Raw genomic sequence first — 26,757 nt, forward strand, 5'->3', positions numbered from 1 at the left:
TGATTTTATTTATTCTCCAGATGGTTTAATTTTTCCGAAAGCAATCTGATTTTCTCGTCCTGTTTTTTTAAGAGCTCACGGTTCTCCTGATTCATATTACTTTCATTAATCAAATACAAAGTCAACTCCTCAATTTTCTTCAGCAACTTTGCATTCATCTCCCCTAAATCCACACCATTATTTTTCACCTCCTGCGCAGAAGGAATCCCCGGCAAATGCCCCTTCTCCTGTATGTGTTTTTCGGTTTCTTTTAAAGATGGAAGTGCGTAGTCTTTGGCGAAAACATAGTCCGGCCAATTGGCGGTTTCTACTTTGATCTCATGAGCACGAATCTTTCCGTTTACAGAGAGTTTCTCTTTTGGAGCTGTTGTGCCAATCCCAATATTACCATCTCCATCTATACGCATACGCTCTAAATTTTTATTTGTATTAAAAGCAATAAAACCACCTTCAACATCTCCACCGCGAAAGAAATTGATAGAATTGTTTATTTTCCCATAAAAACTATGTTCAAGAGCAAAGCTTTTGTAAGCATCCCCACCTGAAGTTGTTGTTGTAAAACCTCTGACCCCCAAAAATGTACCTTCTCCTGTTCCATCTCCTTCAGAAAGTCTACCCAAAACACTTCCCAACTGGTGATTGGAAATATCATACCCTATATCAAAACGGGCTCTGGGGTTTATCGTACCAACTCCAACATTACCGCTTGGTAAAACTGTAATTTTTGGAGAATGATTGGTCAATATAGAAAACGCATGCTCGGTGTAGGTTCCAATCATCCCACCCGCTAAAGCACCATAATAACCTGAAGCGTGGTTCCATAGACCAGTTTTAACACCATCTGATGAGACTAATATTTTTGAATGCAAATCCCCATAAATTTCAAGTGTCTTTTTCCACCCTTCAATATTTTCCGGGTTAAGTGTACCAATACCAACATCGCCGGTACCAGGAAAAGTATTGGTCTGACCCATTGAAATCTGACATACAAAACATGCAAGAGAGGTTAACAAAATTTTTGACAGTTTATTTTTCATTTTTTGCTTCTATAAGTTTTAAACGTTCCATTAATTCCAAAAGCACCTTATCCCTTTTCAGATCATTCTCCTCCCGGACTTTATTGATGTCCAGCAAAGAATTCAGGTGTTTATCTTTTTCAATCAAATACAAAGTCAACTCCTCAATTTTCTTCAGCAACTTCGCATTCATCTCCCCTAAATCTACCCCACTACTTTTCACCTCTGCAGCAGAAGGAATTCCAGGCAAATGACCTTTTTCCTGTATGTGTTTTTCGGTTTCTTTTAATGATGGAAGTACATAGTTTTTGGCGAAAACATAGTCCGGCCAATTGGCGGTTTCCACTTTAATTTCTTTGGCACGGATGTTTCCGTTTACAGAGAGTTTTTCTTTAGGGGCTGTTGTTCCAATACCTACATTACCACTGGAAGTTACCCGTAATCTTTCATAATTAGCACTTTGAGTTTCTCCATTCTCTCCACCGGAAACAGTGCGAATCGAGAAATAGCCTGCATAATTATTAGAAGCGTTTGTTTCCTTTGCACCTTCCAGAAAAGCAAAAGCATATTCGGGATTTGCATTTCCGGTTTTACCACCAAATGCAATAGAACCTCCGGTTCCAATGGCAGAATCGTCTGTTGAAAATGCATTAATTGTTGGCCGGATAATTCCATATTGATTTTTAACAACACTTCCCCGAATATCTATTGTTGTGGCCGGACTCGTTGTCCCAATACCTACTTTACCATCGGTTTCCAACAATACCCTGCTCCAGGGTTGGCTGGCATTATCATTTGTTTTTCGAAAAAAAAGTTGCTGATTAAAAAAATTACCAGAAAACTGCATTGCATAGTTATTGCTCGGATTACTATGTCTTATGTCGAGTAAATGCCACCATTCTGATGCGCCTGCAACCGAAGGGAAATTTACAGGAGCATTGGCTTCAAAAAATCCCGATACAGCACCTGCATCACCACGTAAGCCGGCATCATTTCTGGTTTGGGCAAACACGGCCACAGGAAACATCAACAGGGTAAATATTCTTAATCCTCTTTTCATTGTTTATTATTTAATTATTTTTTGCTCTCTATGCTTTTAACCCTCTTTTCAAGGTCAATGATGTACAGTGTCATTTCCTCAATTTTCTTCAGCAGCTTCGCATTTAGCTCTCCTAAATCCACACCATTACTTTTCACTTCCTGGGCCGAAGGAATTCCAGGCAAATGACCTTTTTCTTGTATGTGTTGTTCGGTTTCTTTTAATGATGGAAGCGCATAGTCTTTGGCAAAAACATAGTCCGGCCAGTTGGCTGTTTCTACTTTAATTTCTTTAGCGCGGATGTTTCCGTTTACAGAGAGTTTTTCTTTAGGAGTTGTTGTCCCAATACCAACATTACCAGCAACAGGGTTCAAGACTAATGAATTGTAACCTACGTTCATTTCGTTAGCCTGAATTACCCCCGTACCATTATCCAATAAAGCAAACTCAAGAGCCTTACTTTTGTACCCTCCCAAACCATTGAGTATTCTAAACTGGGCATTATGTTGTCCTATATTTGCATAATTATCTGTATTCAATGCATTTTGTATAACACTCTTACCTACCACATCCAATTGTACAGAAGGACTGGTTGTACCAACCCCCACCTTTCCATTGACGATATTCATAGCCATAATGGCCCCTGTTGCCGGATCTAAAGGATTTCCAGGATAAGCCTGATTGTAAAAACGTATGCCCCCATAAACGGAATGGGCGCTAAACGTCAACCCTGTATGGTGGTTGATCACAAATGCTCCACCATTAGGCAAACCAGGTCTGGGATCAAAGGTATTATCGGACGTTACTCCCCAACCAGAATAACCCGCCGGTCCGTTACTTTTAATCAAATCATTAAAAGTCAATTTATTAAAACTGCCATCCTGGGCCCAAACTGTTGCAGACAGAGCTAAACAAACTACAAGCGTTAGTATCCTTCTAAAAAGATTTTCAGACGTAAAAAAACAGAAATTCATGAACCATAAAATTTATGGCACTAATGTAAAACCCTTCAGTGCGACCACACTGCACTGGGATTTTTTTTTCAAAATGTGGAAAACTTTTTTTTTCAATTCCTAATCGCTCCACCTTAAATCCTACCCTATCCCCCACGCAGGGTTATTATTTAGAATTAATATAAATAATTTGCATTTCCGTCATTTATGCACTTATTTTGCATCTGTTTATAATTAATCCAAATAAACTATATGCATAAACTCAAACTCTTTATACTTACAGCAGGATTGCTGTCCAGTTCATTAATGACCTTTGCACAAAAAACAGCCACCATTAAAGGAAATGTGAGCACCACCAGTGGAAAAGCCGCGGCCTATATATCAGTTGTCCTGAAAGGCAAAAGCCAGGGCAGCACTTCCGACGAACATGGCCGGTTTACCATCCAACATGTAAAACCAGGAACTTATATCCTTAAAGCTTCGGCCGTTGGCATTAATCCTACAGAAAAAACGGTAACAGTTACTGCCGGGGAAACCAAAATCATTGACTTTGTTTTGGCAGAAAATGACCAGGCTTTACAGGAAGTGAACATTGCTGCCATCAAAAACAAATATAAAATCAGCCTTCCTTCTGCCACCTTAAGACTTAATGAACCCTTGCTGGAAGCGCCGCAAAACATTCAGATTGTGAGTGACCAGGTGATCAAAGACCAGCAAATCATTAGCATGAGCGACGGACTGGTTAAAAATGTGAGTGGTGCCATACGTACCCAGCACTGGTCTGACATGTATGCCAATATTAAAATGAGAGGTTCACAAATTCAGGCCTTCAGAAACGGCTTTAATGTGGTGAATTCGTTTTGGGGCCCGCTTACCGAAGACGTGAGTTTTATAGATCACGTGGAATTTGTAAAAGGCCCGGCCGGTTTTATGCTGGGCAGTGGCGACCCGAGTGGTTTATACAATGTGGTGACCAAAAAACCTACGGGCTTAAACAAGGGAGAGGTATCCTTTATCACCGGAAGTTATGGACTGTACCGCACCGCCATAGATTTTGACAGAAAGCTCACCGAAGACGGAAAGCTACTCTTCAGGCTCAATGCTGCTGCACAAAACAAAAAATCACATCGTGATTTTGAATACAATGATCGTTACAGCATTGCGCCTGTACTTTCTTACCAAACCGGCAATACCAAAATTACAGCAGAATACGTTTTGCAACAAGCCAAAACCAGTCAGGTCGGTTCTGCTTACGTTTTTGGTGTAAAAGGTTATGGTACTTTACCGGTTAATTTTTCGCAATCGGACCCCCGGATCCCAGCTACCCTGATCAATGACCAAAGCTTTACACTAAACGTGCAGCATAAATTTGATGAGCACTGGAAATTAACAGCCCAGGGTGCTTACTATAAATACAACATGACCGGTAACAGTGCCTGGCCATCAAAAATAAATCCCGATGGTACCCTGATCCGTAGCATTGGTTTATGGGATGCGGCCAGCAATATGAAGCTGGCACAGGTATTTTTAAATGGTAATTTTAATACAGGTGCTGTTCAGCACCGCATCCTTGCAGGTTTTGACGCCGGAAATAAAAAATACGAGGCCGACTGGAATGCAAGTGTCAAACTGGATACCGATGCCAACCCTTTTGACAGCGAGCACCCGGTTTACGGCACCAATCCCGCAGCTTACTATGCTTTTGACATCAGACGTTTAACCCCGTTAAGTGAAAGGGCTATAGACGCCGGAGGATTAATAGGCACCAAATACCATTCCTTTTATTTACAGGAAGAGCTGGGCTTTTTTAACAATAAACTAAGGGTTACCCTTGCCGGAAGATACACCGATTTAAGTGAGTACAGCTGGGGCACTTCGCCAGATAATCCCAACAAAGCCAGTCAGTTTACTCCAAGATTCGGTTTAAGTTATTCCATTGACAAGAACACATCTGTATATGCGGTATACGACAAAGCTTTTATCCCACAAAGCGGTGTATTGCGTGATGGGGGCAAAATTAAACCACTTACCGGGCTCAATACAGAATTTGGCATCAAAAAAGACTGGTTTGACAGCCGGTTCAACACCACCCTGTCCTTTTACCGCATCGTAAAACAAAACGAGCTGACCCCCGATCCTATTGACAATCCGCAAAACAGATACAGTATTATTTTGGGAGAAAAAAGAGTACAAGGTATAGAATTTGACCTCAGGGGAGAAATCACCAAAGGCTTGCAACTTATTGCCAATTACGCCTATACCGATGGAAAAGTAACCAAAGTCAATCCATCTGTAGAAAGTATTAAAGTTGGAGATGTGGTACCCGGTTATGCAAAACATACCACTAATGCCTGGCTGACTTATACCCTGCAGGATGGGCTACTAAAAGGTACCGGAATTTCATCGGGTTTTTCCTGGCAGGCTGGCCGCGTACCTGGAAGCTGGAGCAGGACCGACAATAAACCCTTGCCCGATTATTTCCGTCTGGACGGTGGTTTGTTCTGGGGAAATGATAAAATTAAAATTACCGCCAATGTGTTCAACATCTTAAATAAATACCTATACGATGGTGAAATAAACAATTTTGGCAGCATAGCCGCTTATTCATGGCAAACCGAACCTTTAAGAAATTACAGGGTTGGTATCGCTTACAAATTTTAATCCCATCCCGAGCGGCTGTTTAAAACAGCCACGGGTTTTTATACAACTTAACTATATGACAATGAAAACAAAAATCAGCATTCTGCTTCTCTCTTTTCTGTTTAGTGCATCGGGCGTATTTGCCCATGCCTTATGGATAGAAACAACTTCAACCGGAAAAAAAGGTCAAAGCCAGGAAGTCAAAGTATTTTTTGGAGAGTATGAAGCCGGTGAACGCGATTCCATTCAAAAATGGTTTAGCAATTTAAAGGAATTCAGCCTGGTATTGACCGCGCCAAACGGAACAACAAAAAAACTCAATGCGACTGCCGATGTGCTTTTTTTTAAAGCTGTTTTTACACCAGAGCAGGACGGACTTTATAAATTATCTATTGTTCACGAAGTAAAGGATCTTTATGAAAAAGCAAAAATTGAATATTATGCATTTGCCGATGTTGCCGTTGGACGTTCGGCAAAAGTAGGTACTCCTTTTCCTGCGGAGGCCTTATTGAGCATTAGGTTGGGGAAACCTGTTCTAAAGGTTGGGGAAGCTGCTTCTCATGAGGTTTTGTACAAACAAGCACCAGCTGCAAAACAAAAGCTAACCATTATAGGGGCAGATGGTAAAAAACAAGAGATTGAAACTGACCCTGCCGGTAAGTTTACGTTTACACCGGCACAAAAAGGTGGTCATTTTTTAGAGAGTTTTACGGAAGAAAAAACGTCGGGTTCTCTAAATGGCAAGGACTATGAAAAAATCTGGCACGTAGTTACTTATTTTGCCCAGGCAATATAAATAAGAATGCGATTGACAGGCCCTCAGATTTTATTTGAGGGGCCTTTTGTTTTAATGCTTAAAGATTCATTTTCAGTAACAAGGCCCTGGTACCTACTCCACCTTATTTGTCCAGCTTATTTCAGCCAGTTTAAAATTCTTATTCAGCGGATTAAATTCAAACTGCATTGTGTTGCCCTTTAAGCATTTCCCGGCCACCTTCTCCTTTAAGGAAGATGAAGCTATATGAACCCTGTTTCTATCCGAAAAGTTATAGTTAAAGGTAATTTGCTCCTCCCGAATCAGTTCCTTACAAGTGGTATCCTTTTCATTGTACAGCAACTTCGAAAAATAATCCCCGAACAAGTCCTTTAAAGACACAAACTTCAAGCTCCCTCTTTCATATTCAAAACATTTAATATCATTTCCATCGCCAACAACATCATCAGTAATCACAATATAATTTTCGGGTTTCACTTTATAAACAGAAAGGCTCCATAAGCCATCTACCACCTGAATTTTAAATGTATTTGGCTTGATTTCTTTAATTGTCATATACATTTCTGTCGTATCGACCGTATAATTGTTTTGCGCTATAAAGTGCACAAATTTCTCCCTGTCCTTTTGATGCCATTCCCAGCTGGCCATAGCACTGTCGGGTAACAGGGTCAATATATTCAGCAGTTCTTTATGTGCAGCATAATTGATCTTTAAAGTATCACTGAATTTATGCCTGTCCGGAATTTCTTGTTTTTTAGTCTTATCTGGCAGACTGTCTTTAACCTGCACCGTTTTTTGTTCCTGATTACGACATGCAACAAGTATTGTCAAAAAAATGACCGGGTAAAAGATATTTTTCATTCAGTTGTCCTTTAATTTATTGGTTTTCCCCATCCCAGCTTTGATTTCTCCCAAATCCTCTTTCATTCCGGTAATTTCATTTTGTTGTTCCATCAACTGTTTGTCTTTTTTCTTCTTTTCACTAACCACAAAATGAAAATCCATCTCTTTATCGATATCAATCCGGGTCAGGCACTGCTGTTTATCCGTAGAACTGTAGAGAAAAAGGATCATTAAAATTAAAACGGGAATAGAAAAGATTGTCCGAACAAAAATGAACGTTCTGTCTTCCATGAATTTCAGTAATTTATTTTATAAAACTAATTATATTTAACCATTCCCCAAATAAGCCCATCATTTCATTCGATTTTAAGCATAAAAAAGGGCCGGTCTTTACAGACCGGCCCTTTTTTCTTCACTTATCCCTCGCTCCTATTTACTTAAGTTTTTTTCTACGAATGTAGTGCTGGCCAAACTTTCTTCGAACTGTGCGTTAAAATCTACAGCAGCAAAGGTTTGGTTTGAATTTTGTGTTTTTAAAGCTGCAAAACGGCTTGTGTTTAATTTTGCAGTGGCATCTTTAAGTAGAATATGTTCATTGGTACTGCCTGTTAAGTTCAAATGGGAATTGTCTTTAATAACTGTATAAATGCTTTCTGTTTTTGTATTTACTGCGGCTTCGGCTTCATCGCTTAAAAATACCTGTAAGGCAGAGAGTTTAAAATTTCCATCAGTTTCTACTGAAGCTCTTCCAGAAGCCATAATGCGTTTTAAGTCTTTCAGGTATACATAAACCTCAGCAGGGTTCAATTCATTTGAGCTGATCACCAGCTTCTGACCTTGTTGCTGAACCAGCACTTTATCCTCAGGACGGATCGTGTTCACACTGATGTTTTCAGTTTCCGACTGGACCAGAATGACCTTCACATTTCCTTTAGCTTCAATCATTGAATACCCTTTAGCGGTATTTAAGTTTAAAGAATTTTTTCCGCCATCTTTTGCAAATGTTGTAAATGCACTGGATGTTAAAACGATTGCTGTTAGGGTGGTAGCAACTAGAGTTTTGATTGCAGTTTTCATATCGTTAGATTTTAATTTTTCCTAATTTCTTTTGTTGATAAGACGCCAGTAAAAATTAAATGTTGCACTCCAGATCTCCCATTTAGACCAACGCTAAGGTGTTTCTCGACGAACAGGCAAATCCCCTCGACGAACTGCCGGATTAATTTTCAACTCATTGAAAAACAAGCAAAAACAAATCAAAAAAGCCTTAAATTTCTTTAAAGCTTTTTCATATTCACTTAACATTAGTGTCGTATAACTGCCCGGTTACCGGCCCTTCACCAAAGACAAAAAGGAGTTTAAAAATTTGTCCATCCGTTCTGCATAACCCGGGTCTACCAGGCTGCCATCGTTAAAGGTTTTCTGAACAGAAGGGGTCAACAAAAATTGGGGACAAACTATACCGTTTAATTTTAAGCTGTATTGCTGCAGATTTTTAATGGCATTGATGCCTCCGAGTACCCCGCTGGATACCCCGACAAGACCAAATATTTTACCGGAATACTCTTTAAAAAAGTAATCCATGCTATTTTTAAGGCTCCCAGGGTAACTTGCGTTGTGTTCCGGGGAAACAATCAAAAAGGCATCTGTAGCCAATAATTTCAAATGAAGGTCCTGGAGTACATAGTCCGGATTTTCCTGTTCAGCAAAAACAGCGGTAAGCAAGGGCAGGTTACTTTCTTTAATGTCCCAGATCCAGTTGCTGACCGCTAATTTGTTTAGCTGTTGCTGTGCGTACTGGGCGACCTGATGGGATTGCCTTGCCGGCCGGGCACTGCCCGAAATGATAGCGATGTTCATATGTGGGTTCTCTATTGGTTATGACCGACCTAATTTACACATACAAACCCTGATAAAGAAGCTTTAATTATTTAATCTTCCCCTACATTTTATATAAATAATAGAAAGCCACAACAATTTTTATTGTTTCTTTGTATTAATATTGTAATTACAATCAGTTTAACTTTCTAATAAATGAATTTCACAAACTTTGGCAAGTATATCCTGCTTTTAAAAGCCGTATTCAGAAAACCTGAAAAAGGCAAGATATATTTGAAAGCTATATTTCAGCAGATGGACTTCATCGGTGTAGGCTCTCTTGGACTGATCAGTATCATTGCTACATTTATTGGAGCGGTAATGACTTTACAGATTGCTTTCCAGCTGGTTAGTGATTTTATTCCAAAGACCGTTATTGGTTCGGTAACCAGGGACTCCAGTATCCTGGAATTAAGCCCAACCATCAGTGCCATCGTACTGGCGGGTAAAATAGGCTCGGCAATTTCTTCAGAAATCGGGACCATGCGCGTCACCGAACAAATAGATGCCCTTGAAATTATGGGCATCAATTCCCCGGGTTATCTGATCCTGCCAAAAATACTTGCGGGGGTGACCATGGTGCCCTTACTGGTTATTTTTGCCATGGTCCTGAGTATTTCCGGTGGTTATATCGGCGGTACTTTATCAGGCGCAGTTTCGCCGGCTGAATACATTCAGGGGATCACTACAGATTTTAACCCCTATACCATTACCGTTTCACTGGTAAAAGCTTTTGTTTTTGGTTTTATCATCACTTCGGTACCAGCTTATGAAGGCTTTTACGTAAAGGGCGGCGCCCTTGAGGTTGCCCAGGCCAGTACCAGGGCGGTTGTGATCAGCTGTATTGCGATCCTGGCCTGTGATTACATTGTAACCGGACTATTATTATGATCGAAATCAAAGATATCCACAAGTCCTTTGGCGACAACGAAGTTTTAAAAGGTATTTCAGGTAAATTCGAAGAAGGCGTAACCAATCTGATTATCGGAGGCTCGGGTTCAGGAAAAACAACCCTGCTGAAATGCATGATCGGCCTGCACCATCCCGAAATCGGAACCGTAGAATACGATGGCAGGGAATTCACCAAAATGACTTTTGAAGAAAGAATTGAAATCCGTAAGGAAATCGGCATGCTTTTTCAGGGCTCTGCACTTTTCGATTCCATGACAGTTGAAGAGAACATCATGTTTCCGCTGAACATGTTTACCGATCAGCCAAGAAGTGAAAAACTGGACCGGGTAAATTTCTGTCTGGAACGGGTAAACCTGGAGGGCAAAAACAAGCTTTACCCGGCCGAACTTTCGGGGGGGATGAAAAAACGGGTAGGTATTGCCCGCGCCATTGCCATGAACCCCAAATACCTGTTTTGCGATGAGCCCAACTCGGGTCTGGACCCTAAAACCTCTATCGTTATCGATGAACTGATTAAGGAGCTGACCGAGGAATACAAAACCACCACTATTGTGGTTACCCACGATATGAACTCGGTAATGGGTATTGGTGACTACATCATGTTCCTTCATGAAGGAAAAAAATTCTGGGAAGGTTCCAACAAGGAAATTGCCCATACAGACATCCAGGAATTAAACGATTTCGTTTTTGCCAGCCGTTTTATGAAGGCCGCAAAAGAGAAATTTTAAAAATAAATGAGTACAAATATAGATATGATAAGCCTGTTAACCCCCACACACTGGAAAGATTATGAGCTGATTGATTGTGGTGACTTTGAGAAGCTGGAACGCTTTGGCAACCTGATCCTGTGCAGACCTGAGCCACAGGCCGTCTGGAAAAAAACACTTTCCGAGCAGCAGTGGAAAAAACAAACACACATCCGGTTCAAAGGCCGTACAGCAACTACAGGTGAGTGGATTAAAAGTAGCCAGCAACTCCCCGAAAGGTGGAATGTTGAATATAAAAATGACGACGTTCAGATTAACCTGCGCTTAGGCCTCACCTCTTTTAAGCACGTTGGGGTGTTCCCCGAGCAGGCGGTCAACTGGGATTACATTTCTTCCTGTGTTAAACGTTTTAAAACACCCGCGCCTAAAGTATTAAATCTATTTGCCTATACAGGTGCCGCTTCCCTGATTGCTAAAGCAGCAGGTGCCGACACGACCCATGTCGACTCCATTAAACAGGTGGTAAACTGGGCCAATGAAAACCAGGAGCTTTCCAAACTGAAAGATGTCCGCTGGGTGGTGGAAGATGCCCTCAAATTTGTAAAGAGAGAACTCAAAAGAGGCAAAAAATACAATGGTATTATCCTGGACCCACCGGCTTTTGGCCATGGCCCTAACGGGGAAAAATGGAAACTCGAAGACCATATCCAGGAAATGATGCAGGATGTGGTCCAGCTGCTGGATGAAAAAGAACACTTCCTGATCCTGAATACCTATTCCCTTGGTTTTTCTTCTGTTATTGTAGAGAACCTGATCAAAACGTCTTTCCCGCAGGTAAAAAACCTCGAAACCGGCGAACTGTATTTACAGGCCACCTCAGGAATTAAATTGCCTTTAGGTGTTTTTGGAAAATTCAACAGTTTTTAAATATTCCATATTCAAATAAAAAGGCCCTGGAAATTAATCCCGGGCCTTTTTATTTATTACACACACTTAATACACGGATATATAAACGGCAATCCGGCCGTTTTGTTTTAAAAAATTACAGCCAGTTCATTTGCGGTCATTCTCCAGTTTTCATTTTCGGGAATTCCGGGCTTACGTTTGCCAAAAAACTGTACAATGATATTCCCCTGGGCATCAAAAACCTCTATGCTGGTTACAATTCCATCTTCAGTTGGTTTTTTCACCAACCAGACCGCATCAATACCATCTTCACGCAAATGCAGGTTAAACTCCGGGTCCAGTACATTAAACCACGGTCCTGTTTCCAGCAGTTTTTTAACCAGGCCCGTGTGGATTTGTATGCATCCGGCACTGCCGGTAAAAACCATCACTTCCAGATCGGTTTCAGAGGCTTTGTGTAAAATACTTTTCAACGAATCTTTAGTGATCTGACTGGCATAACCCACCGGGGCCAAACGCAATCCCTGCATCCGGCTTACACCAAAATTCCGCAGCATTCCATGAAATTCATGGGTATCTTTTAAATTCAGCCAGGCTGTTCTGAACCCTTCCGCATCTATTTCTGCATCTGCTTTTTCCACAGCAGGCTGTGCAGCAGCTGTAATTTCCAGAGGATTATGCTGCTGCTGAGCTGTATAAGTGGAAACCAGTTTTTCATAAGCAGCTGCATCACTTTGTTCGGTCATATAAATTTTGTGTACCGCAGCACCATCCTTACCAAAAAACTGCAAACTTTTACGGCCATTTTCATCTACCGCAAAACCAGACTTCCACTGGCTCATAAATAAACGCAAGTCTATATCCGGGTTAACGGCCAGTCCCATACTGCCCTGGAAGGATACTTTTTTATAAATCCCTTTACGTTCATGTACACAGTGGTCGTTGCGGGTCAGCGCCATCACATAACCCAGGCTTTCCACCTCCTTCAGGATCGCTTGAAAATCGTCTGTTAAACGAATGGCCGAGCTGCCGACTGTAGTTGCAATCAGTTCGGCTTCCGATACGCCCAGCTGCTGGGCCGCATCCCTGATCCTTACTTTTGGGTTTTCAGCTTTGAAAGTTTCCCATTGACTTTTAAGTTCTATGATATGTTCCATATGTTCTTTTAATTTTTTAATCCTCTTTTATATAACGTAAAATTCTGTTCAGATTTATTTCCCTGGCGCATTTTAACTTCCCACAGTTGCCGGAACCACCAGCGGGCAACTGTAACCTTCACATGGCATCAGTTTCACTTTAATGCTAAAAGTCTCATGGATATTTTCACAACTGATGACCTCTATAGGATGACCATAAGCAACTTTTTTCCCTTCTTTTAACATCAATATCTTATCGGCAAAACGGGAGGCAAAATTGATGTCGTGCAAAATACAAACCACACAGAAGCCCCGGTCTGCAAGCGACCTGGCCAGTTCCATAATTTGTTGCTGGTACAACAGGTCCAGTCCGTTGGTGGGTTCGTCCAGCAGCAAACATGCCTTTTGGGTGTCATAAATCTGCGCCAACACCCGCGAAAGCTGTACCCTTTGTTGTTCCCCGCCCGACAAAGTATTGTAATCCCGGCCTGCCAGATGCAAAATTCCGGTTTCTTCCATCACCTGTTGCACAATCTTTAGGTCCTGTTCCTGAGGTCGCTGGTCAAAATGCGGATAACGTCCCATCATCACCAGTTCTTCCACAACAAAAGAAACAGACAGGGTATTGTGCTGGGAAAGGACTGCCCTGGTCCGGGCCAGTTCTGCCAGCTTATAACTGTCCAGGTCTACGCCATGGAGTAAAATATGTCCTGCAGACGGCTGGATTTCCCTGCAGAGTAATTTCATCAGCGTGCTTTTTCCAGCTCCATTGGCACCCAGAACGGCCAATAGTTCTCCTGATTTGACTTCAAAACTTAAATCATCGACCAGTTTCCTCGTTCCTACCTTGTACTGCAGGTTTCTCACTTTAATCATGGGATGTGTCTTTTATTGCGTTCAGAAATGATAATATAAATAAATACCGGGGTACCAATAATTGCAGTTAAAATACCAATAGGCAATTCCGCTGGGGCCACCAGGGTCCTGGCCACCAAATCAGCCAGACAAAGCAATGCCGCCCCTAAAAGGGCCGAACCCGGAATAATCAGGCGATGATCTGCACCAAAAGCCATTCTTAAAATGTGTGGGATAATCAGGCCGATAAAACCGATTACCCCCGCCACAGCTACTGAAGCACCCACAGCCATTGTTGCCAGAATGATCACCAGGAATTTCACCCTTTTGATGTTGATTCCCATATGCAGTGCCTGGGCTTCACCCAGAGCAAAAGCATTCAAGGCCTTGGCCATAAAAGGCAAAACCAAAACCGGTACCAGAACAAAAGGCAACAATGTACTCACCATTGTCCAGCTGGCCCCTCCCAGACTGCCCAGGTTCCAGAAAACAATGTTTCTGAGTTGGGCCTCTGTAGACATATAGGTCAGCAAACCAATAAAGGAATAGGCCAGGGCATTAATGGCAATTCCGGCCAGCAATACACTGGTAATATTGGTTTTACCATTTTTCATGCCAATACGGTATACAATCAATGTGGTTAAGCCCGCTCCTATAAAAGCGGCTATAGAAAGTGCATAGGCACCCAAAGCCCCCAACAACGCTCTGAAAAAATTCAGCTCCAGTACAATCATCATCACTGCGAACAGCGTTGCACCGGCAGAAATGCCAATTAAACCTGGCTCTGCGAGGGGATTACGGAACAAGCCCTGGATTACGGCACCAGACACCCCCAGGGCCGCACCAACGAGTAATCCCAGTACCACCCTGGGCAAACGGATGTTTAAAAAAACAGCGGCCTGCTGATCCTGAAAACGGGCCGTATTTGAGAGTCCTGTATAATAGCTAAACATAGACATCAGCTCAGAAAAGCTGATCCTCACCGCCCCTATACAGGAAGAAAGTACCACCACCACCAGCAGAAAAATCAACAACAACAATAAAATCAGTCCATTTTTTTTACTCACTTCAATTTCTCCGCTAATTCTTTTACTGCAATACCCAAACGCGGGCCAAAGCTGGTTAGTAATTCTCCGTCCATGGTGATGATCCGGTTATTTTTACCGGCGCTGGTTTCTTTTACGCCTTGTACCGCTGCCAGTCCTTTTGGACCACCAAGACTTTGCAGTCCACCATCAAACAATAAAATCACATCTGGATTGGCTTTTACCAATGCCTCGGCCGTTAAAGGTTTGTACTCTTCAAATTCCGTTACGGCATTACGTCCGCCGGCCAGTTCGATCATTTTTTCCACCTGGGTACCTTTGCCCCCCACCATCATGGTTCCTGTACCACGGGCATATATAAACAATACAGCAGGTTTTTTGACCAGTGCAATTGCCGGTTTGGCTTTATCCAGATCGGCATCCAGAATTTTAATTAAAGAATCACCCTGGGCGGTTCTGTGTAAGCTATCGGCCACAGACCGGATCAGTTTTTTGGCGCCTTCAACAGAATAATCCTGGTCCAGCAGCAAGAGCTTTACCCCTGCCGCTTTAAACTGCTCTGTAATGGCTGGAGGAAGGTCTTTTTTCATGGCCACCACCAGGTTAGGTTTTAAAGCCAATACACCTTCGGCATTGATGTTCCTGTTGTGCCCTACTTTAGGCTTGCTTTTTAAGCCATCGGGATAATTACTGGTTACATCTGTTCCGATAATATTTTTTTCCAGTCCTATGGCCGAAATGATTTCACTTACCGGGCCATTTAATGAAACAATACGGGTACTGTCGGCCAGGGCTTTTTGTTCGTTTTTTTTGGCTCCCCCGTTACAGGCGGCCAGCAGCGCAAGGGACAGGGCTGCAATAGATAATTTCAATTTCATTTCTTGCTTTGTTTAAAATAGACATTTTATTAAAAAAAGGCGCTTCCGGATTCCACCGGAAGCAACCTTATCAACTAAACTAACCAGTTCTTTAATTTCTTATTTACGAGCCTTTTTTTACCAGTTTATATTCAATAACCGGTTTACCACGCTCACCGCCATCATTAGAAATGAAGCTCACAAATTTTAATTTATAGACATTTCCGCTAGGATCTTTAACCACATAAAAACGGTCCGTTTTTACACCCAATGGTGTACCTGAAGTGATTCTCCATTTACCTGCAATCGCATCACGGTCGGCAACAAAAGTGGCCGAGGCCAAATCACTTTCTTTAAAATCAGCATAACTCACTTTAGAAGTCAATACTTCAGCGGCCTGCACACCACCCACAAAATTAATGAGTACAAAGTCCGAGAAAGTATAAGGTATGGTAGCACTGGCTTTATATGTCGATAGCCCCCATTGAATGTCCCAGTTTGCTTTTGCCGGCTCTACCTCTACAGCACCTTTAACAAAAGAAATGTATTTAAAATTGAAAGCCGCGTCTTTATTAACAGCCAGTGTTTTAAATGTAGTTTCATTAATTTTCGCATACTGCAAAGTGTAACCATTACCATTGCGGATCACACGGATTTTTTGCCAGCCCCTGTTTTCTGTCGTACCTGCAGCACCACGGTTAACGATATAAACTTTATTATCGGCATCTGTTGCAGAAACCGTTTTGATGACCGTTCCGGCAAGGTAAGCGGCCACACCACCCTCTACAGGGTCAATGGTCGCAAAACCACCTGCACCCTGACCAATGGCAAGCGTATTATCTAGCGCCAATGCCGTTGTATCTGCAGCAGTTACTTTGGTCAGGTCATTTTTATCCAGTGCAATGGCTGTTGCCCCCATGCTGTGGTTTAAAATCACTTTAAAATCAGTTCCCGAATAAAATCCCAGGTCCCAGGAAGCCCTGGCCACAGCAGTTTGTTTATCGGCGCTAAAATCAACAAACACGCTATTTCCTGCACTGCTTCCAGCCTCAGCGCCAATCAGTCCGTTTAAAGTAAGTTTACTGCCATCGGACGGAGGTGGGACAACCACTATAGGGTCATTATCCTTTTTACAGGAAAGCATTGCTGCGCTTAGGCAGAGACAGGTAAAGATTTTAGAGAAGTTATTCATATTGAATTATTTTTTATGTGGTTAATAAATAAAATACTTAAAGTTTAGACCAGTTGTAACTAATTCCAAAGACATAAGAGCGGCCATAACTTAAAGGCACCGCCCCCCCGCCGGTACTATGGGCGCCACCCGATCCCAGGGAGTTACTGGCCAGCGTGGTTACATTGAACATATTTTTCACACCCGCGTTCAGGGTCAGTTGTTTGAAGAAAATTTTACTGACCATCAAATCGGCCATATTAAAGGCAGCAGTAGTGGCCAGTCTTGCCCTTTGTACATTGTTTTCAGTAAACAGCTCGTAAACAGGACGCTTTCCGGAATATTTATAGGCCAGGTTAATACTGGTTCCAATTTTTTTAAACGTATAAATCAGGTTGCTGTTCAGTTCCGCCGCCCAAACAAACTGCGGTGTTTTTCCCAGTTCAGCTTCGGATTCGGAATACTTATTATAAGTACCGATGTATGAAAAGCCTACTGTGGCCTGAAAATCTTTCCAGAACAAGGTGTTTTCAAAAGTCCCTCCAGTGGTTTTATACTTCGAAATGTTAATCATGGTCGTAATGGAGGGATTATCAGCAGCCTGTCCGAATTCAATTCTGTTTTTGAAATTGTTGTAAAAGCCGTTCAGCGTTGACCGTAAACGAAGGTCATGTTCCTGAACAGGTGCCCAGCTTAAAGCAGCCGTATAACTGTCCGATTCTTCTGCTTTTAAATTTGGGTTTCCCATAATGGAATGACTGGCATCGAAAAAATCATAGTACAATTCGCGCAAAGCCGGTGCCCTGAAGCCCCTGGCATAACCCAGTCTCAGGTCAAGGTCTTGCAGCAATTCTATTTTCGCATTTATCGATGGAATAACCGGAGGGGCGTCGTACACAGAGTTTTTAATAAACCTCAAACCGGGGCGCAGGTTGATGCCTTTGATCAGGTTAATTTCTGAAGAGATAAAAAAAGCATAATCATTGATTTTCGGGTCTCCTTTAATCCGGGCTCCGCTGGCCTGGTCCAGATTAATTTCTATTCCCGGTTGCAGTTTCACCTGTTCTGAAAGTTTATATTGCGCAGTTGTACGTGCCGAAACCGAATTGAATTTCGAAACGTCCTGTTCACCGGCACCTGTGGAAAGGCTTTCTGTATTATTGGTAAAATCGTGAATAACGGTTTTCGTTTTCCGCTGAAGATCAGAATAGCCAATAACCCCGCTCAATTGCAATTTCGGATTTAACCGCCATTCGCCCTGCAATTGCTGTGTATAACGATTCGTGATGTATTTTTGATTTCTGGCTTTAAAATTATTAGGGTTCATTCCGCCCCTGGCATCCAGTGTTTCATCCAGGCCGTTAAACAGATAAGAAACCTTAAAATTATCGTTCTGGTAACCCAGCTTTGCATTTCCCATCCATTGTGTCTTCGGCTTCCAGCGGTTTACGTCGGCATCCACAATTTCCGGGGCTGCAGTAACAGCTGCCTGGTTCCATCCTCCAAATTCATTGTGGGTAGCACCGATCAGTGCACTCCAGCCTTTATTCTGCCAGCTGGCAGAAAGATTTTGCAGGTGGTTCCCCTTTGCCCTGAAGGCATCGTATTCTTTTCCGGCCGTTTCTTCCTGAACCCTTGCAGAAATGTTCAGCAGGGATTTTCCCGGGTTTTTGGTGATGATATTAACCACACCGGCCAGTGCATCAGAACCATAGGAAACCGAAAGTGGCCCCTCTACAATTTCAATCCGCTCAATGGTGTTGATGTCAATCTGGTTCAGGCTTTCCCGGGTATCCCCACGGTCAATCAACGGCACCCCGTCGAGCAGTATTTTCACATTTCTGCCGCTCATGCCCATCATATAAATATCACTTGTTCCCAAAGTCATATCGTTGGAAAAACGAAAACCAAGCTCTGTGCTCAGCACCTGCTGTATATTGGTGGCTGCACGCAAGCGGATGCGTTCACCGTTGATGATCCGGGTTTGGTAAACAGAATTTTTAAGGGACTGGGGCTCATACTGACCTGTAATCACCACCTCCTCGAGCTTTTCTGCGGCAGGTTTTAAACGGATGCTACCAAGTGTGCTTTCCTGTGCTGCATTAAGGGTTACTTCTGTTGCAAAAGAACGGTACTCGGTAGCAGACACTACTATTTTTACTTTTCCGACAGGGGCAGTAAGCCTGAACGTTCCGTCATCTTTGCTGTACACCGCCAGTTTTTCTTTTTGAACTTCAATAAGCGCTCCAGACACCGGCAGTCCTTTTTCGGTTAAAATTTTACCCGTAATTACACCTTTATTTTGCTGAGCACTGGAAGTTCCGATGGTGAAGAGCAGTGTAATTAGCAGTAAATATAATTTCATGTAAGAATCTATTTAGAATTAGTTTAAATAATAGGACAAGTATAGGGACTTATTTAGAATAATTACAAATAATATTAAACTTTTCTCCTAACCTATTGTTTATATGCATTTTAGCAAAGCAAAATCCGGACATTAGGAGAAGTCAGATGAATGTGTATTTTTGTAGCATGAAACTACCTTACCTAGCGGGAACACTTTTAATAGGAATTTTAACAGTTGGTTTGTTTTCCAACTGTAATTCAGATGCTAAAAAAGCAAACGGACAAACTAAAAACGGGCAGACTGCAGATGCAGATACAACAAAAGCCAAAAAAGAGGTGGAACGTCCACCTATTGATACCTTAAAGTACAATGCGCTTTTAAAAGATCTGGCCAATGGCGATACGACAGGCAAATGGCCGGTTAAAAAACAGCCATATCCACTACCGGGAGCAATTTTACCTTTTAAACGTATTGTTGTTTATTATGGAAACCTGCACTCCAAAAAAATGGGTGCCCTGGGTGAATATGCTCCAAAAGAAATGTGGAGAAGACTGGATGCAGAAGTAAAACACTGGGAAAAAGCAGACCCTAAAACGCCAGTACAACCAGGCTTGCACTATATTGCTGCCGTAGCCAGCGGTACGCCCGGAAAAGACAACAAATACATTAACCGCATGGCCAATAAACAGATTGATTCTGTATTGAGCATTGCGAGAATGCGTCCGAATACCATCGTATTTTTGGATTTACAAGTGGCTTTGAGCAACATCAAAGCAGAGCTTCCGCATATTGAAAAGTATTTACAACTGCCTTTTGTACATTTAGGTATAGACCCTGAATTCTCTATGAAAGACGGTTCCCTGCCTGGCAAAAGAATTGGCACCTATGATGCTGCAGACATTAATTATGTTTCCCAGTACCTGGCCGATATCGTAAAAAAGTACAACCTGCCACCTAAAGTATTTACGGTTCACCGTTTTACAAAAAAGATGGTGACCAATTACCAGAACATCAAATTACGTCCTGAAGTACAAATTGTAATGCACATGGACGGATGGGGTGAACCTGAACTGAAAAAAGGAACTTACCGTCACTTTATCTATTCAGAACCGGTTCAGTTTACAGGTTTCAAGTTGTTTTATAAAAACGACCTGAAAAAAGCACCTAATGTGATGCTTACTCCTGAAGAGCTGCTAAAGCTAAAACCAAAACCTATTTACATACAATATCAGTAAACACTTAAAAGAACATAAAAAAAGCGGTCCATCTGGACCGCTTTTTTTATGTCTTAAAAATTTACATCCTTTCGCTCAAAAACAAAACACGAAGCATTGCGCAACATAAACTTAAGCAGACCCTAAACATTTTCTTGTATTATTTAATATAAATTACGAATTTGGTAATTCATGCAGGAATTCTCTCCTTACTTCCAATTGGGTTGGCAGCATATGCTGGGCTGGCAGGGCTATGGCCCCCTTCTTTTTGTCATTGTCCTATGCTGTAGCTACAACCTGATAAACTGGAAAAAAGTGGGCCTGGTGATGCTGGTTTTCGCCCTCGGATATGGCCTTAGCTTTAACCTTGGCCTACTCTATCATATCTACCTGAATCCGGCACTGGTGACTTTCCTTGTCCCGCTCACCGTACTGATCAGTGCGGCCTCCAACCTCTTTAACAAAAAGCAAAAAAGACATCAGGGAAAGGCCAGGTATCTATTGATCCTGCTCTTTGGTCTTATTCACGGGCTGGCCTTCGTTAATTACTTTAAAACCCTGCAGGTACAACCAGCCGACCTTACCGAAAAATTACTGGCTTTTAATGCCGGGCTGCTTTCCGGACAAGTGCTGCTTCTGATGGCCACCCTGTTCACTGGATTTATACTGGTTTGGGTCATTAAAGTTAAAAAGTGGGACTGGATCTTTTTTCTTTCCTCGGCCATATTTGGCATCTCCCTACTCATGACCGCAGAACATTTTCCGGCCCTGCTGCAATAAGTAATTGTTAAGCTTTTCTCAGGCTGTTTCATCTCTGTATTTCAATACTTAACTTTAAGGTTTAAACCTATTTCAAATGGTATCAAGATCCCGCCTGCTGCTCAGTGCCCTGCTCCTTCTGGTTGTTTCCTTTGCTTTTGCCCAGCTGCCAACCAATGACCCCAGTGCCTCAAAAATCCTATTGCCCAATGGCTGGTCATTGAGCCCTGCAGGAAGGTCCTTGCCCCTTGGCGATCTTCCCCTGAACATACAACTTTCCCGTTCTGGAAAATTGCTCGCGGTAACCAACAACGGGCAGGGAAAACAAACTTTACAACTTATTGATCCCAAAAAAGAAAGCCTGCTGGACCAGGTACCTATTGGCAAGTCCTGGTATGGACTGCAATTCAGCGCAGACGACAAAACATTATACGTTTCGGGTGGAAATGACAATATTATTCTGGCTTATGCCCTAGCCGGCCAAAAACTGGGAAAAGCCGACACCATACGTTTAGGTAAAGCCTGGCCAAAAGAAAAAATCAGCCCAACGGGTATTGCGATTGATGAACAGAAAGCGGTATTGTATACCGTTACAAAAGAAGACAATGCCCTATATGTGGTGGACCTGAAAACAAAACAGGTTTTACAAAAAATCTCCCTAGGCCACGAAGCCTACAGCTGTATCCTTTCGGCCGACCGGTCAGAGCTGTACATTTCACTCTGGGGAGGGGATAAAATTGCAGTGTACGAGACAAAGGCCCAAAAAATAACCAAAGAAATTTCTACCGAAAGCCATCCGAATGAGCTGCTGCTGAGTAAAAACGGAAATATCCTGTTTTGTGCAAATGCGAATTCCAATTCCGTATCGGTCATTGATCTTAAACAAGATAAAGTTATCGAGTCCATTTCGGCCTCCTTATACCCGACCCGTTTAACCGGCTCGACCACCAATGCCCTCACCCTTTCGGCAAATGGCAAGACCCTATATATAGCCAATGCCGACAACAACTGTCTTGCTGTTTTCGATGTAAGCAGTCCCGGAAAAAGCCAGGCCAAAGGATTTATCCCCACCGGCTGGTATCCGACAAGCCTGAAAACCAGTGGCAATAAAATATTGGTAGCCAATGGAAAAGGTTTTTCTTCCATGGCCAACCCCAATGGCCCTCAGCCGGTAAAAAAAGACGACAGTGATTATCAGAAAGGTTCTACAGAAAAAAAAGATGTACAATATATCGGTGGCTTGTTTAAAGGCAGTCTTTCTTTTATTGATCAGCCAGGCCCCGACCAGCTGAAAGCTTACTCCTCACAGGTTTATGCCAATACCCCCTTTAACCGCTCCAAAGAAGCAGAGGCCCCCGGAAACGCAGAAATGGTGATCCCCAGAAAACCCGGGCAGCTTTCTCCGATTAAGCATGTTTTTTACATCATTAAGGAAAACCGCACCTATGACCAGGTCCTGGGTGATATGAAGGAAGGCAATGGTGATTCCAGCCTTTGTATTTTCCCGGAAAAGGTGACACCCAACCACCATGCCCTGGCCCGGGAATTTGTGTTACTGGATAATTTTTACGTGGATGCAGAAGTCAGTGCAGACGGGCACAACTGGAGCACTGCCGCTTATGCCAATGATTTTGTAGAGAAAACCTGGCCCATTAGTTATGGCGGCCGGGGTGGCAATTATGACTTTGAAGGGAGCCGGAAAATTGCCTATCCCAAAGATGGTTTTATATGGGATTACTGCAAACGCGCAGGTTTAAGCTATAGGAGTTACGGAGAATTTGCAGACCATGGCAAAGCGAACATTAAATCGCTGGAAGGCCACATCTGTACCGCCTCACCAGGCTTTAACATGGACATTAAAGATGTGGAAAGGGTAAGGGTCTGGAAAAAGGATTTTGACTCTCTGCTGGCGGTAAATGCGGTTCCTCAGTTCAGTACCATCCGGCTTTCCAATGACCACACCAGCGGACAGAAAAAGGGCAAATTAAGCCCTGTAGCTGCTGTGGCAGACAACGACCTTGCTCTTGGCCAGCTGATTGAACATTTATCCCACAGTCCCCTGTGGAAAGAGTCTGCTGTATTTGTACTGGAAGACGATGCCCAAAACGGACCCGACCATATTGATGCACACCGTTCTCCGGCTTTTGTGATTAGCCCTTACATAAAAAAAGGCAGTGTTAACCATACCATGTATTCCACTTCGGGGATATTGCGCACTATGGAACTGATTCTGGGCCTGCCCCCAATGAGCCAGTACGATGCAGCAGCAGTTCCATTATACGATTGTTTTACCAGCAAAGCAGATTTCAGCACTTATACCGCCAAAGCGGCGCAGGTCGATCTGGAGCAAAGAAATATGGCCTCGAACAAAAGCTCTGAACGCTCTGAAAAGTGGAACTTTGCCAAAGAAGATTCCGCACCCGACCTGGACCTGAATGAAGTGATCTGGAAATCGGTCAGGGGGGAACATTCTGTGATGCCCGCCCCTAAAAGGAGTGCTTTTGTTAAGCTCGAGCAAAAGAAAAAGAAAGATGATGACGATTAAAACAGGCCTAGCTGACCTTTATCATCAATGTCCACATCCTCTGGATTGGTGATTTCCAGTTTGATTTCTTTTTTGACTTCCGGCTGAGCCTCAGGTTCAGCAGATTTGGCTTTTGCTGCAGCTTTCGTAGGCTTTTGGTTTTCTTCAGCAGGTTTTTCTGCAGCCTTTTGGCTCACAAACTTAGGTTTTGTTTTTACAGGCTCTGCAGGGCTGCTTTCTGCCGGACTTTCCTTTTCTTCCGGTGGCACCTGCGCCTGGGCCTCTTCAATTACCTCTGTTTTTTTTACCGCTGGTTTTGCAACCTCAAACTTTTTCTTTTCCGTTTTGGCCGGAACAATTTCTTCGGTCTTTTCAGCTACAGGTTCTTCCGAACTTTCTTCAACAGCGTCTTCCGACTCCTGCTCTGTAGCGGTCGTCTCCTGTTCCATGCCTTCCGGACTTTCTGAATTTTCCTCCGCAGGGCTTTCATCTATATCCAAAGGCTCTTGCTGCTGGTCCCTTTCCACAGCTGCAGCACTTTCATCTGTCAATTCGATTTCCTCGTATTCGCGGATGTCCAGTTTCTTTACATCATGTGGGGTTAACCTGTTGCCGTTTGCACGGATGCCTTTTACATCAATAAAATCTGCCAGAACAATTTCCAGCGTTTCAGGGATCTGTGTTTTTCCCTTCAGAACATCTACAGTTAAAACAGCCGCAGGGTTACCGGTCAGGTAAATAAATTTAGAGCCGGCTTCCTCACTGATCAGGCTTAATTTTTTTCCTACAGCAATGGCCTCAAACTGGAAACGTTTGATAAAATAGTTTTTCGCCTTTCCTTCGTATTGTACAACTGCAAATGGTTTTTCCGGATCAAATTTCTGGATCAGCAGCAGGTCTGCGTCAAAGTGGTTGCTCAGTTCAAAAGTGCTCAGTTCGTACCAGCCGTCTTTATGAACCTGCAGAATTTTATCGTCTCCATCAAATTCGCCCAGGTATTTTCCTCTGCCATCTACATTCAAGCGGCGCAGCAATTCATCGTACCATATTTTGAGCCCGGAAAGGGTAGATACACCTTTACTTTTCAGGATGATTTTTTTGATCGGGTATTTAGAAACAATATTTCCTTGTGAGGCGCGGCCCTTAATGGCAATTTCTGCAAAATCCAGGTCAAAGACCAATTTTTTCAATTTGGTATGTGGCTTCAGCTGTACATTGACAATTTCGGCCTCCCCATTTGGATTGGCCGTAAAATACAATACTTTAGAGCCTTTACTGCCCTTGGTCAGGTCATATTCCTTATCCCTGGTTACCCCAACAACAGCAAAACGTTTGATATAGGAAATACCGCTTGCCCCATCCTTATAAATCATATTGTAAATGGTGCGCTCATCTCCTTTTTTAAAGACCGCTGCGTGGATTATGCCTTTTCCAACAAAGGTTTTATCGGCCACCTTGGTGATCATGCACTTCCCATCTTCCCTGAAAACGATAATTTCGTCCAGGTCAGAACAGTCTGCCACAAATTCATCTTTGCGCAGGCCCGTACCAATAAACCCATCGGTTGGGTTCATGTATAATTTTACATTGGCCAGGGCCACTTTAGAAGCCTCTACGCGGTCAAATAAACGGATTTCGGTTTTACGTTCACGGCCTTTGCCATATTTATCCTTTAGTTTCTGGAACCAGGCAATCGCATATTCTGTCAGGTGCCTCAGGTGATTTTTAACCACCTTAATTTCATCTTCCAGGGCTTTCATCTGTTCGTCAGCCTTTTTCACATCAAAACGGGTGATGCTGCTCATTGGCTTATCGATCAGTTTTTTGAAATCCTCAGGAAGAATTTCCCGGTACAGTTGCGGCTTGAAAGGTTCAAACAATACGTTTAAAACCTCTACTACCCCTTCAAAATTTCCTGAATTTTCGTATTCAGGATTTTTATACATCCCTTCCTGAATAAAAATTTTCAACAGGGAACTGAAAAAGATTTTCTCTTCCAGCTCGTTCAGCCGGATTTCCAGTTCCTGTTTCAGCAGGGCCTTGGTGTGCTTGGTATTTGCAATCAGGATGTCGTTCACGCTCATAAACTGAGGTTTGTCATCCCTGATGATGCAGGTATTTGGGGAAATAGAAACTTCGCAGGATGTAAAAGCGTACAGTGCATCTATGGTCACATCGGGTGAAATGCCCGGGGCCAGTTGGATGACAATCTCTACATTCTGCGCCGTATTGTCCTCAATTTTTTTGATTTTGATTTTGCCTTTATCATTGGCCGACAAAATACTGTCGATCACAGAACCGGTAGTAGTACTGAAAGGCACCTCGGTAATGACCAGCGTTTTTTTGTCTTTTTCTGTAATTTTTGCCCTTACCCTGATTTTCCCGCCACGCATTCCTTCGTTATAAGCCGAAAAATCGGCCATACCACCGGTAAAGAAATCTGGTAAAATGTTGGGCCTTTGTCCCTGCAATGCTTCGATAGAGGCATCCAGCAGTTCCACAAAGTTATGGGGCATCACCTTGGTGGCCAGACCTACAGCAATACCTTCGGCACCCTGGGCCAGCAGCAATGGAAATTTTACGGGTAAAGTGATGGGTTCATTGTTCCGGCCATCATAACTGAGCTGCCAGACGGTCGTATCCGGATTAAATACCACATCATTGGCAAACTTGGATAAACGGGCCTCGATATAACGGGGTGCCGCAGCACTGTCTCCGGTTACCGGGTCCCCCCAGTTTCCCTGGCAGTCAATCAACAGGTCTTTCTGACCAATCTGCACCATGGCATCACCGATAGAAGCATCCCCGTGCGGGTGGTACTTCATCGTATTTCCAATTACGTTCGCCGCTTTATTGAAACGTCCGTCGTCCATTTCCTTCAGCGAGTGCATAATCCTTCGCTGTACGGGTTTTAACCCATCATTAATATGGGGAACCGCGCGGTCCAGGATTACATAAGAAGCATAATCGAGGAACCAGTTTTCATAGAGCCCGTTAATAGGGATTATGGTATGCTTATTTTCTTCGTTTACGTTTTCTTCTAGTTCGTCGCTCATTAAAAAACTTGTTGGATGTTGTAAATATACTGTATGAAATGCAATTTCAGAACAGAAGTTTTTAACACGCCTTTCCGCTGAAAAAGATCACACAAAGATAAGCAAAGCATCTAGTTTTACATG

The 26,757-nt window shown here is 42.8% G+C and carries 22 protein-coding genes; 8 read left to right on the top strand and 14 right to left on the bottom strand.

The window, feature by feature from the left end:
• Positions 1-5 precede the first annotated feature (5 nt).
• The 3 genes from B0O44_RS13275 to B0O44_RS13285 are packed head-to-tail and all read right to left on the bottom strand — an operon-like array spanning position 6 to position 2,903.
• On the bottom strand, positions 6-1,037 hold the full coding sequence (locus B0O44_RS13275; protein WP_110831297.1) for a hypothetical protein: 1,032 nt from the start codon (positions 1,035-1,037) through the stop codon (positions 6-8).
• Positions 1,027-2,076 carry a hypothetical protein gene (locus B0O44_RS13280; RefSeq protein WP_211321374.1) on the bottom strand — a complete coding sequence of 350 codons (1,050 nt, stop codon included), beginning with the start codon at positions 2,074-2,076 and terminating at the stop codon, positions 1,027-1,029. Before B0O44_RS13280 ends, B0O44_RS13275 begins: the two co-directional genes overlap by 11 nt.
• Positions 2,077-2,090: 14 nt before the next feature.
• Positions 2,091-2,903 (bottom strand): hypothetical protein, encoded by an 813-nt coding sequence (locus B0O44_RS13285; RefSeq protein ID WP_170123332.1) that lies wholly within the window; start codon positions 2,901-2,903, stop codon positions 2,091-2,093.
• Positions 2,904-3,260: 357 nt separating this feature from the next.
• Here B0O44_RS13285 and B0O44_RS13290 point away from each other — a divergent pair, with 357 nt between their 5' ends.
• On the top strand, positions 3,261-5,669 hold the full coding sequence (locus B0O44_RS13290) for a TonB-dependent receptor (protein ID WP_110831301.1): 2,409 nt from the start codon (positions 3,261-3,263) through the stop codon (positions 5,667-5,669).
• A 61-nt stretch (positions 5,670-5,730) separates the two neighbouring features.
• Positions 5,731-6,444: a DUF4198 domain-containing protein gene (locus B0O44_RS13295; RefSeq protein WP_170123333.1), complete on the top strand. Its 714-nt coding sequence runs from the start codon at positions 5,731-5,733 to the stop codon at positions 6,442-6,444.
• Between the two features lie 93 nt (positions 6,445-6,537).
• On the opposite strand, the gene B0O44_RS13300 is transcribed toward B0O44_RS13295, so the two are convergent.
• The 4 genes from B0O44_RS13300 to B0O44_RS13315 all read right to left on the bottom strand — a co-directional run bounded on the left by B0O44_RS13300 (position 6,538) and on the right by B0O44_RS13315 (position 9,126).
• Positions 6,538-7,284 (bottom strand): hypothetical protein, encoded by a 747-nt coding sequence (locus B0O44_RS13300; RefSeq protein WP_110831305.1) that lies wholly within the window; start codon positions 7,282-7,284, stop codon positions 6,538-6,540.
• Positions 7,285-7,497, bottom strand: a complete 213-nt coding sequence (locus B0O44_RS13305) for a hypothetical protein (protein ID WP_146229831.1) — start codon at positions 7,495-7,497, stop codon at positions 7,285-7,287.
• Between the two features lie 198 nt (positions 7,498-7,695).
• Positions 7,696-8,343 carry a GIN domain-containing protein gene (locus B0O44_RS13310; RefSeq protein WP_110831309.1) on the bottom strand — a complete coding sequence of 216 codons (648 nt, stop codon included), beginning with the start codon at positions 8,341-8,343 and terminating at the stop codon, positions 7,696-7,698.
• Between the two features lie 249 nt (positions 8,344-8,592).
• Positions 8,593-9,126, bottom strand: coding sequence for an NADPH-dependent FMN reductase (locus B0O44_RS13315; protein ID WP_110831311.1), 534 nt, complete (start codon positions 9,124-9,126; stop codon positions 8,593-8,595).
• A gap of 174 nt (positions 9,127-9,300) precedes the next feature.
• Between B0O44_RS13315 and B0O44_RS13320 the strand changes: the two genes are divergently transcribed.
• Genes B0O44_RS13320 through B0O44_RS13330 form a run of 3 tightly spaced genes read left to right on the top strand, consistent with a single transcriptional unit; the run spans position 9,301 to position 11,690 of the window.
• Positions 9,301-10,035, top strand: a complete 735-nt coding sequence (locus B0O44_RS13320; RefSeq protein WP_110831313.1) for an MlaE family ABC transporter permease — start codon at positions 9,301-9,303, stop codon at positions 10,033-10,035.
• Positions 10,032-10,784 carry an ABC transporter ATP-binding protein gene (locus tag B0O44_RS13325; RefSeq protein ID WP_110831315.1) on the top strand — a complete coding sequence of 251 codons (753 nt, stop codon included), beginning with the start codon at positions 10,032-10,034 and terminating at the stop codon, positions 10,782-10,784. The genes B0O44_RS13320 and B0O44_RS13325 overlap by 4 nt, the downstream gene beginning before the upstream one ends.
• A gap of 24 nt (positions 10,785-10,808) precedes the next feature.
• Entirely contained in the window at positions 10,809-11,690 is an 882-nt protein-coding gene (locus B0O44_RS13330) for a class I SAM-dependent methyltransferase (protein WP_110831958.1), read from the top strand.
• A 107-nt stretch (positions 11,691-11,797) separates the two neighbouring features.
• On the opposite strand, the gene B0O44_RS13335 is transcribed toward B0O44_RS13330, so the two are convergent.
• From B0O44_RS13335 to B0O44_RS25295, 6 genes are all read right to left on the bottom strand, one after another.
• Entirely contained in the window at positions 11,798-12,826 is a 1,029-nt protein-coding gene (locus B0O44_RS13335; protein WP_110831318.1) for a hemin-degrading factor, read from the bottom strand.
• A 72-nt stretch (positions 12,827-12,898) separates the two neighbouring features.
• On the bottom strand, positions 12,899-13,681 hold the full coding sequence (locus B0O44_RS13340) for a heme ABC transporter ATP-binding protein (RefSeq protein ID WP_110831320.1): 783 nt from the start codon (positions 13,679-13,681) through the stop codon (positions 12,899-12,901).
• Entirely contained in the window at positions 13,678-14,727 is a 1,050-nt protein-coding gene (locus tag B0O44_RS13345; protein ID WP_245943660.1) for a FecCD family ABC transporter permease, read from the bottom strand. Before B0O44_RS13345 ends, B0O44_RS13340 begins: the two co-directional genes overlap by 4 nt.
• Positions 14,724-15,584, bottom strand: a complete 861-nt coding sequence (locus B0O44_RS13350; RefSeq protein ID WP_110831323.1) for a heme/hemin ABC transporter substrate-binding protein — start codon at positions 15,582-15,584, stop codon at positions 14,724-14,726. The genes B0O44_RS13345 and B0O44_RS13350 overlap by 4 nt, the downstream gene beginning before the upstream one ends.
• A 103-nt stretch (positions 15,585-15,687) precedes the next feature.
• Entirely contained in the window at positions 15,688-16,755 is a 1,068-nt protein-coding gene (locus B0O44_RS13355; protein WP_110831325.1) for an HmuY family protein, read from the bottom strand.
• Between the two features lie 37 nt (positions 16,756-16,792).
• Positions 16,793-19,099, bottom strand: coding sequence for a TonB-dependent receptor (locus tag B0O44_RS25295; RefSeq protein WP_110831328.1), 2,307 nt, complete (start codon positions 19,097-19,099; stop codon positions 16,793-16,795).
• Between the two features lie 167 nt (positions 19,100-19,266).
• On the opposite strand from B0O44_RS25295, the gene B0O44_RS13365 reads away from it, so the two are divergent.
• The 3 genes from B0O44_RS13365 to B0O44_RS13375 all read left to right on the top strand — a co-directional run bounded on the left by B0O44_RS13365 (position 19,267) and on the right by B0O44_RS13375 (position 23,599).
• Positions 19,267-20,316, top strand: coding sequence for a hypothetical protein (locus B0O44_RS13365; RefSeq protein WP_110831330.1), 1,050 nt, complete (start codon positions 19,267-19,269; stop codon positions 20,314-20,316).
• Positions 20,317-20,487: 171 nt separating this feature from the next.
• Positions 20,488-21,075: a HupE/UreJ family protein gene (locus B0O44_RS13370; protein WP_110831332.1), complete on the top strand. Its 588-nt coding sequence runs from the start codon at positions 20,488-20,490 to the stop codon at positions 21,073-21,075.
• Positions 21,076-21,151: 76 nt separating this feature from the next.
• Positions 21,152-23,599: a bifunctional YncE family protein/alkaline phosphatase family protein gene (locus B0O44_RS13375; RefSeq protein ID WP_110831334.1), complete on the top strand. Its 2,448-nt coding sequence runs from the start codon at positions 21,152-21,154 to the stop codon at positions 23,597-23,599.
• On the opposite strand, the gene B0O44_RS13380 is transcribed toward B0O44_RS13375, so the two are convergent.
• The gene (locus B0O44_RS13380) at positions 23,596-26,634 is read right to left on the bottom strand and encodes a DNA gyrase/topoisomerase IV subunit A (protein WP_110831337.1); all 3,039 of its coding nucleotides are present in this window, start codon (positions 26,632-26,634) and stop codon (positions 23,596-23,598) included. The genes B0O44_RS13375 and B0O44_RS13380 overlap by 4 nt on opposite strands.
• Between the last annotated feature and the right edge of the window lie 123 nt (positions 26,635-26,757).

This window comes from Pedobacter nutrimenti (assembly GCF_003208655.1).
GTDB lineage: Bacteria > Bacteroidota > Bacteroidia > Sphingobacteriales > Sphingobacteriaceae > Pedobacter > Pedobacter nutrimenti.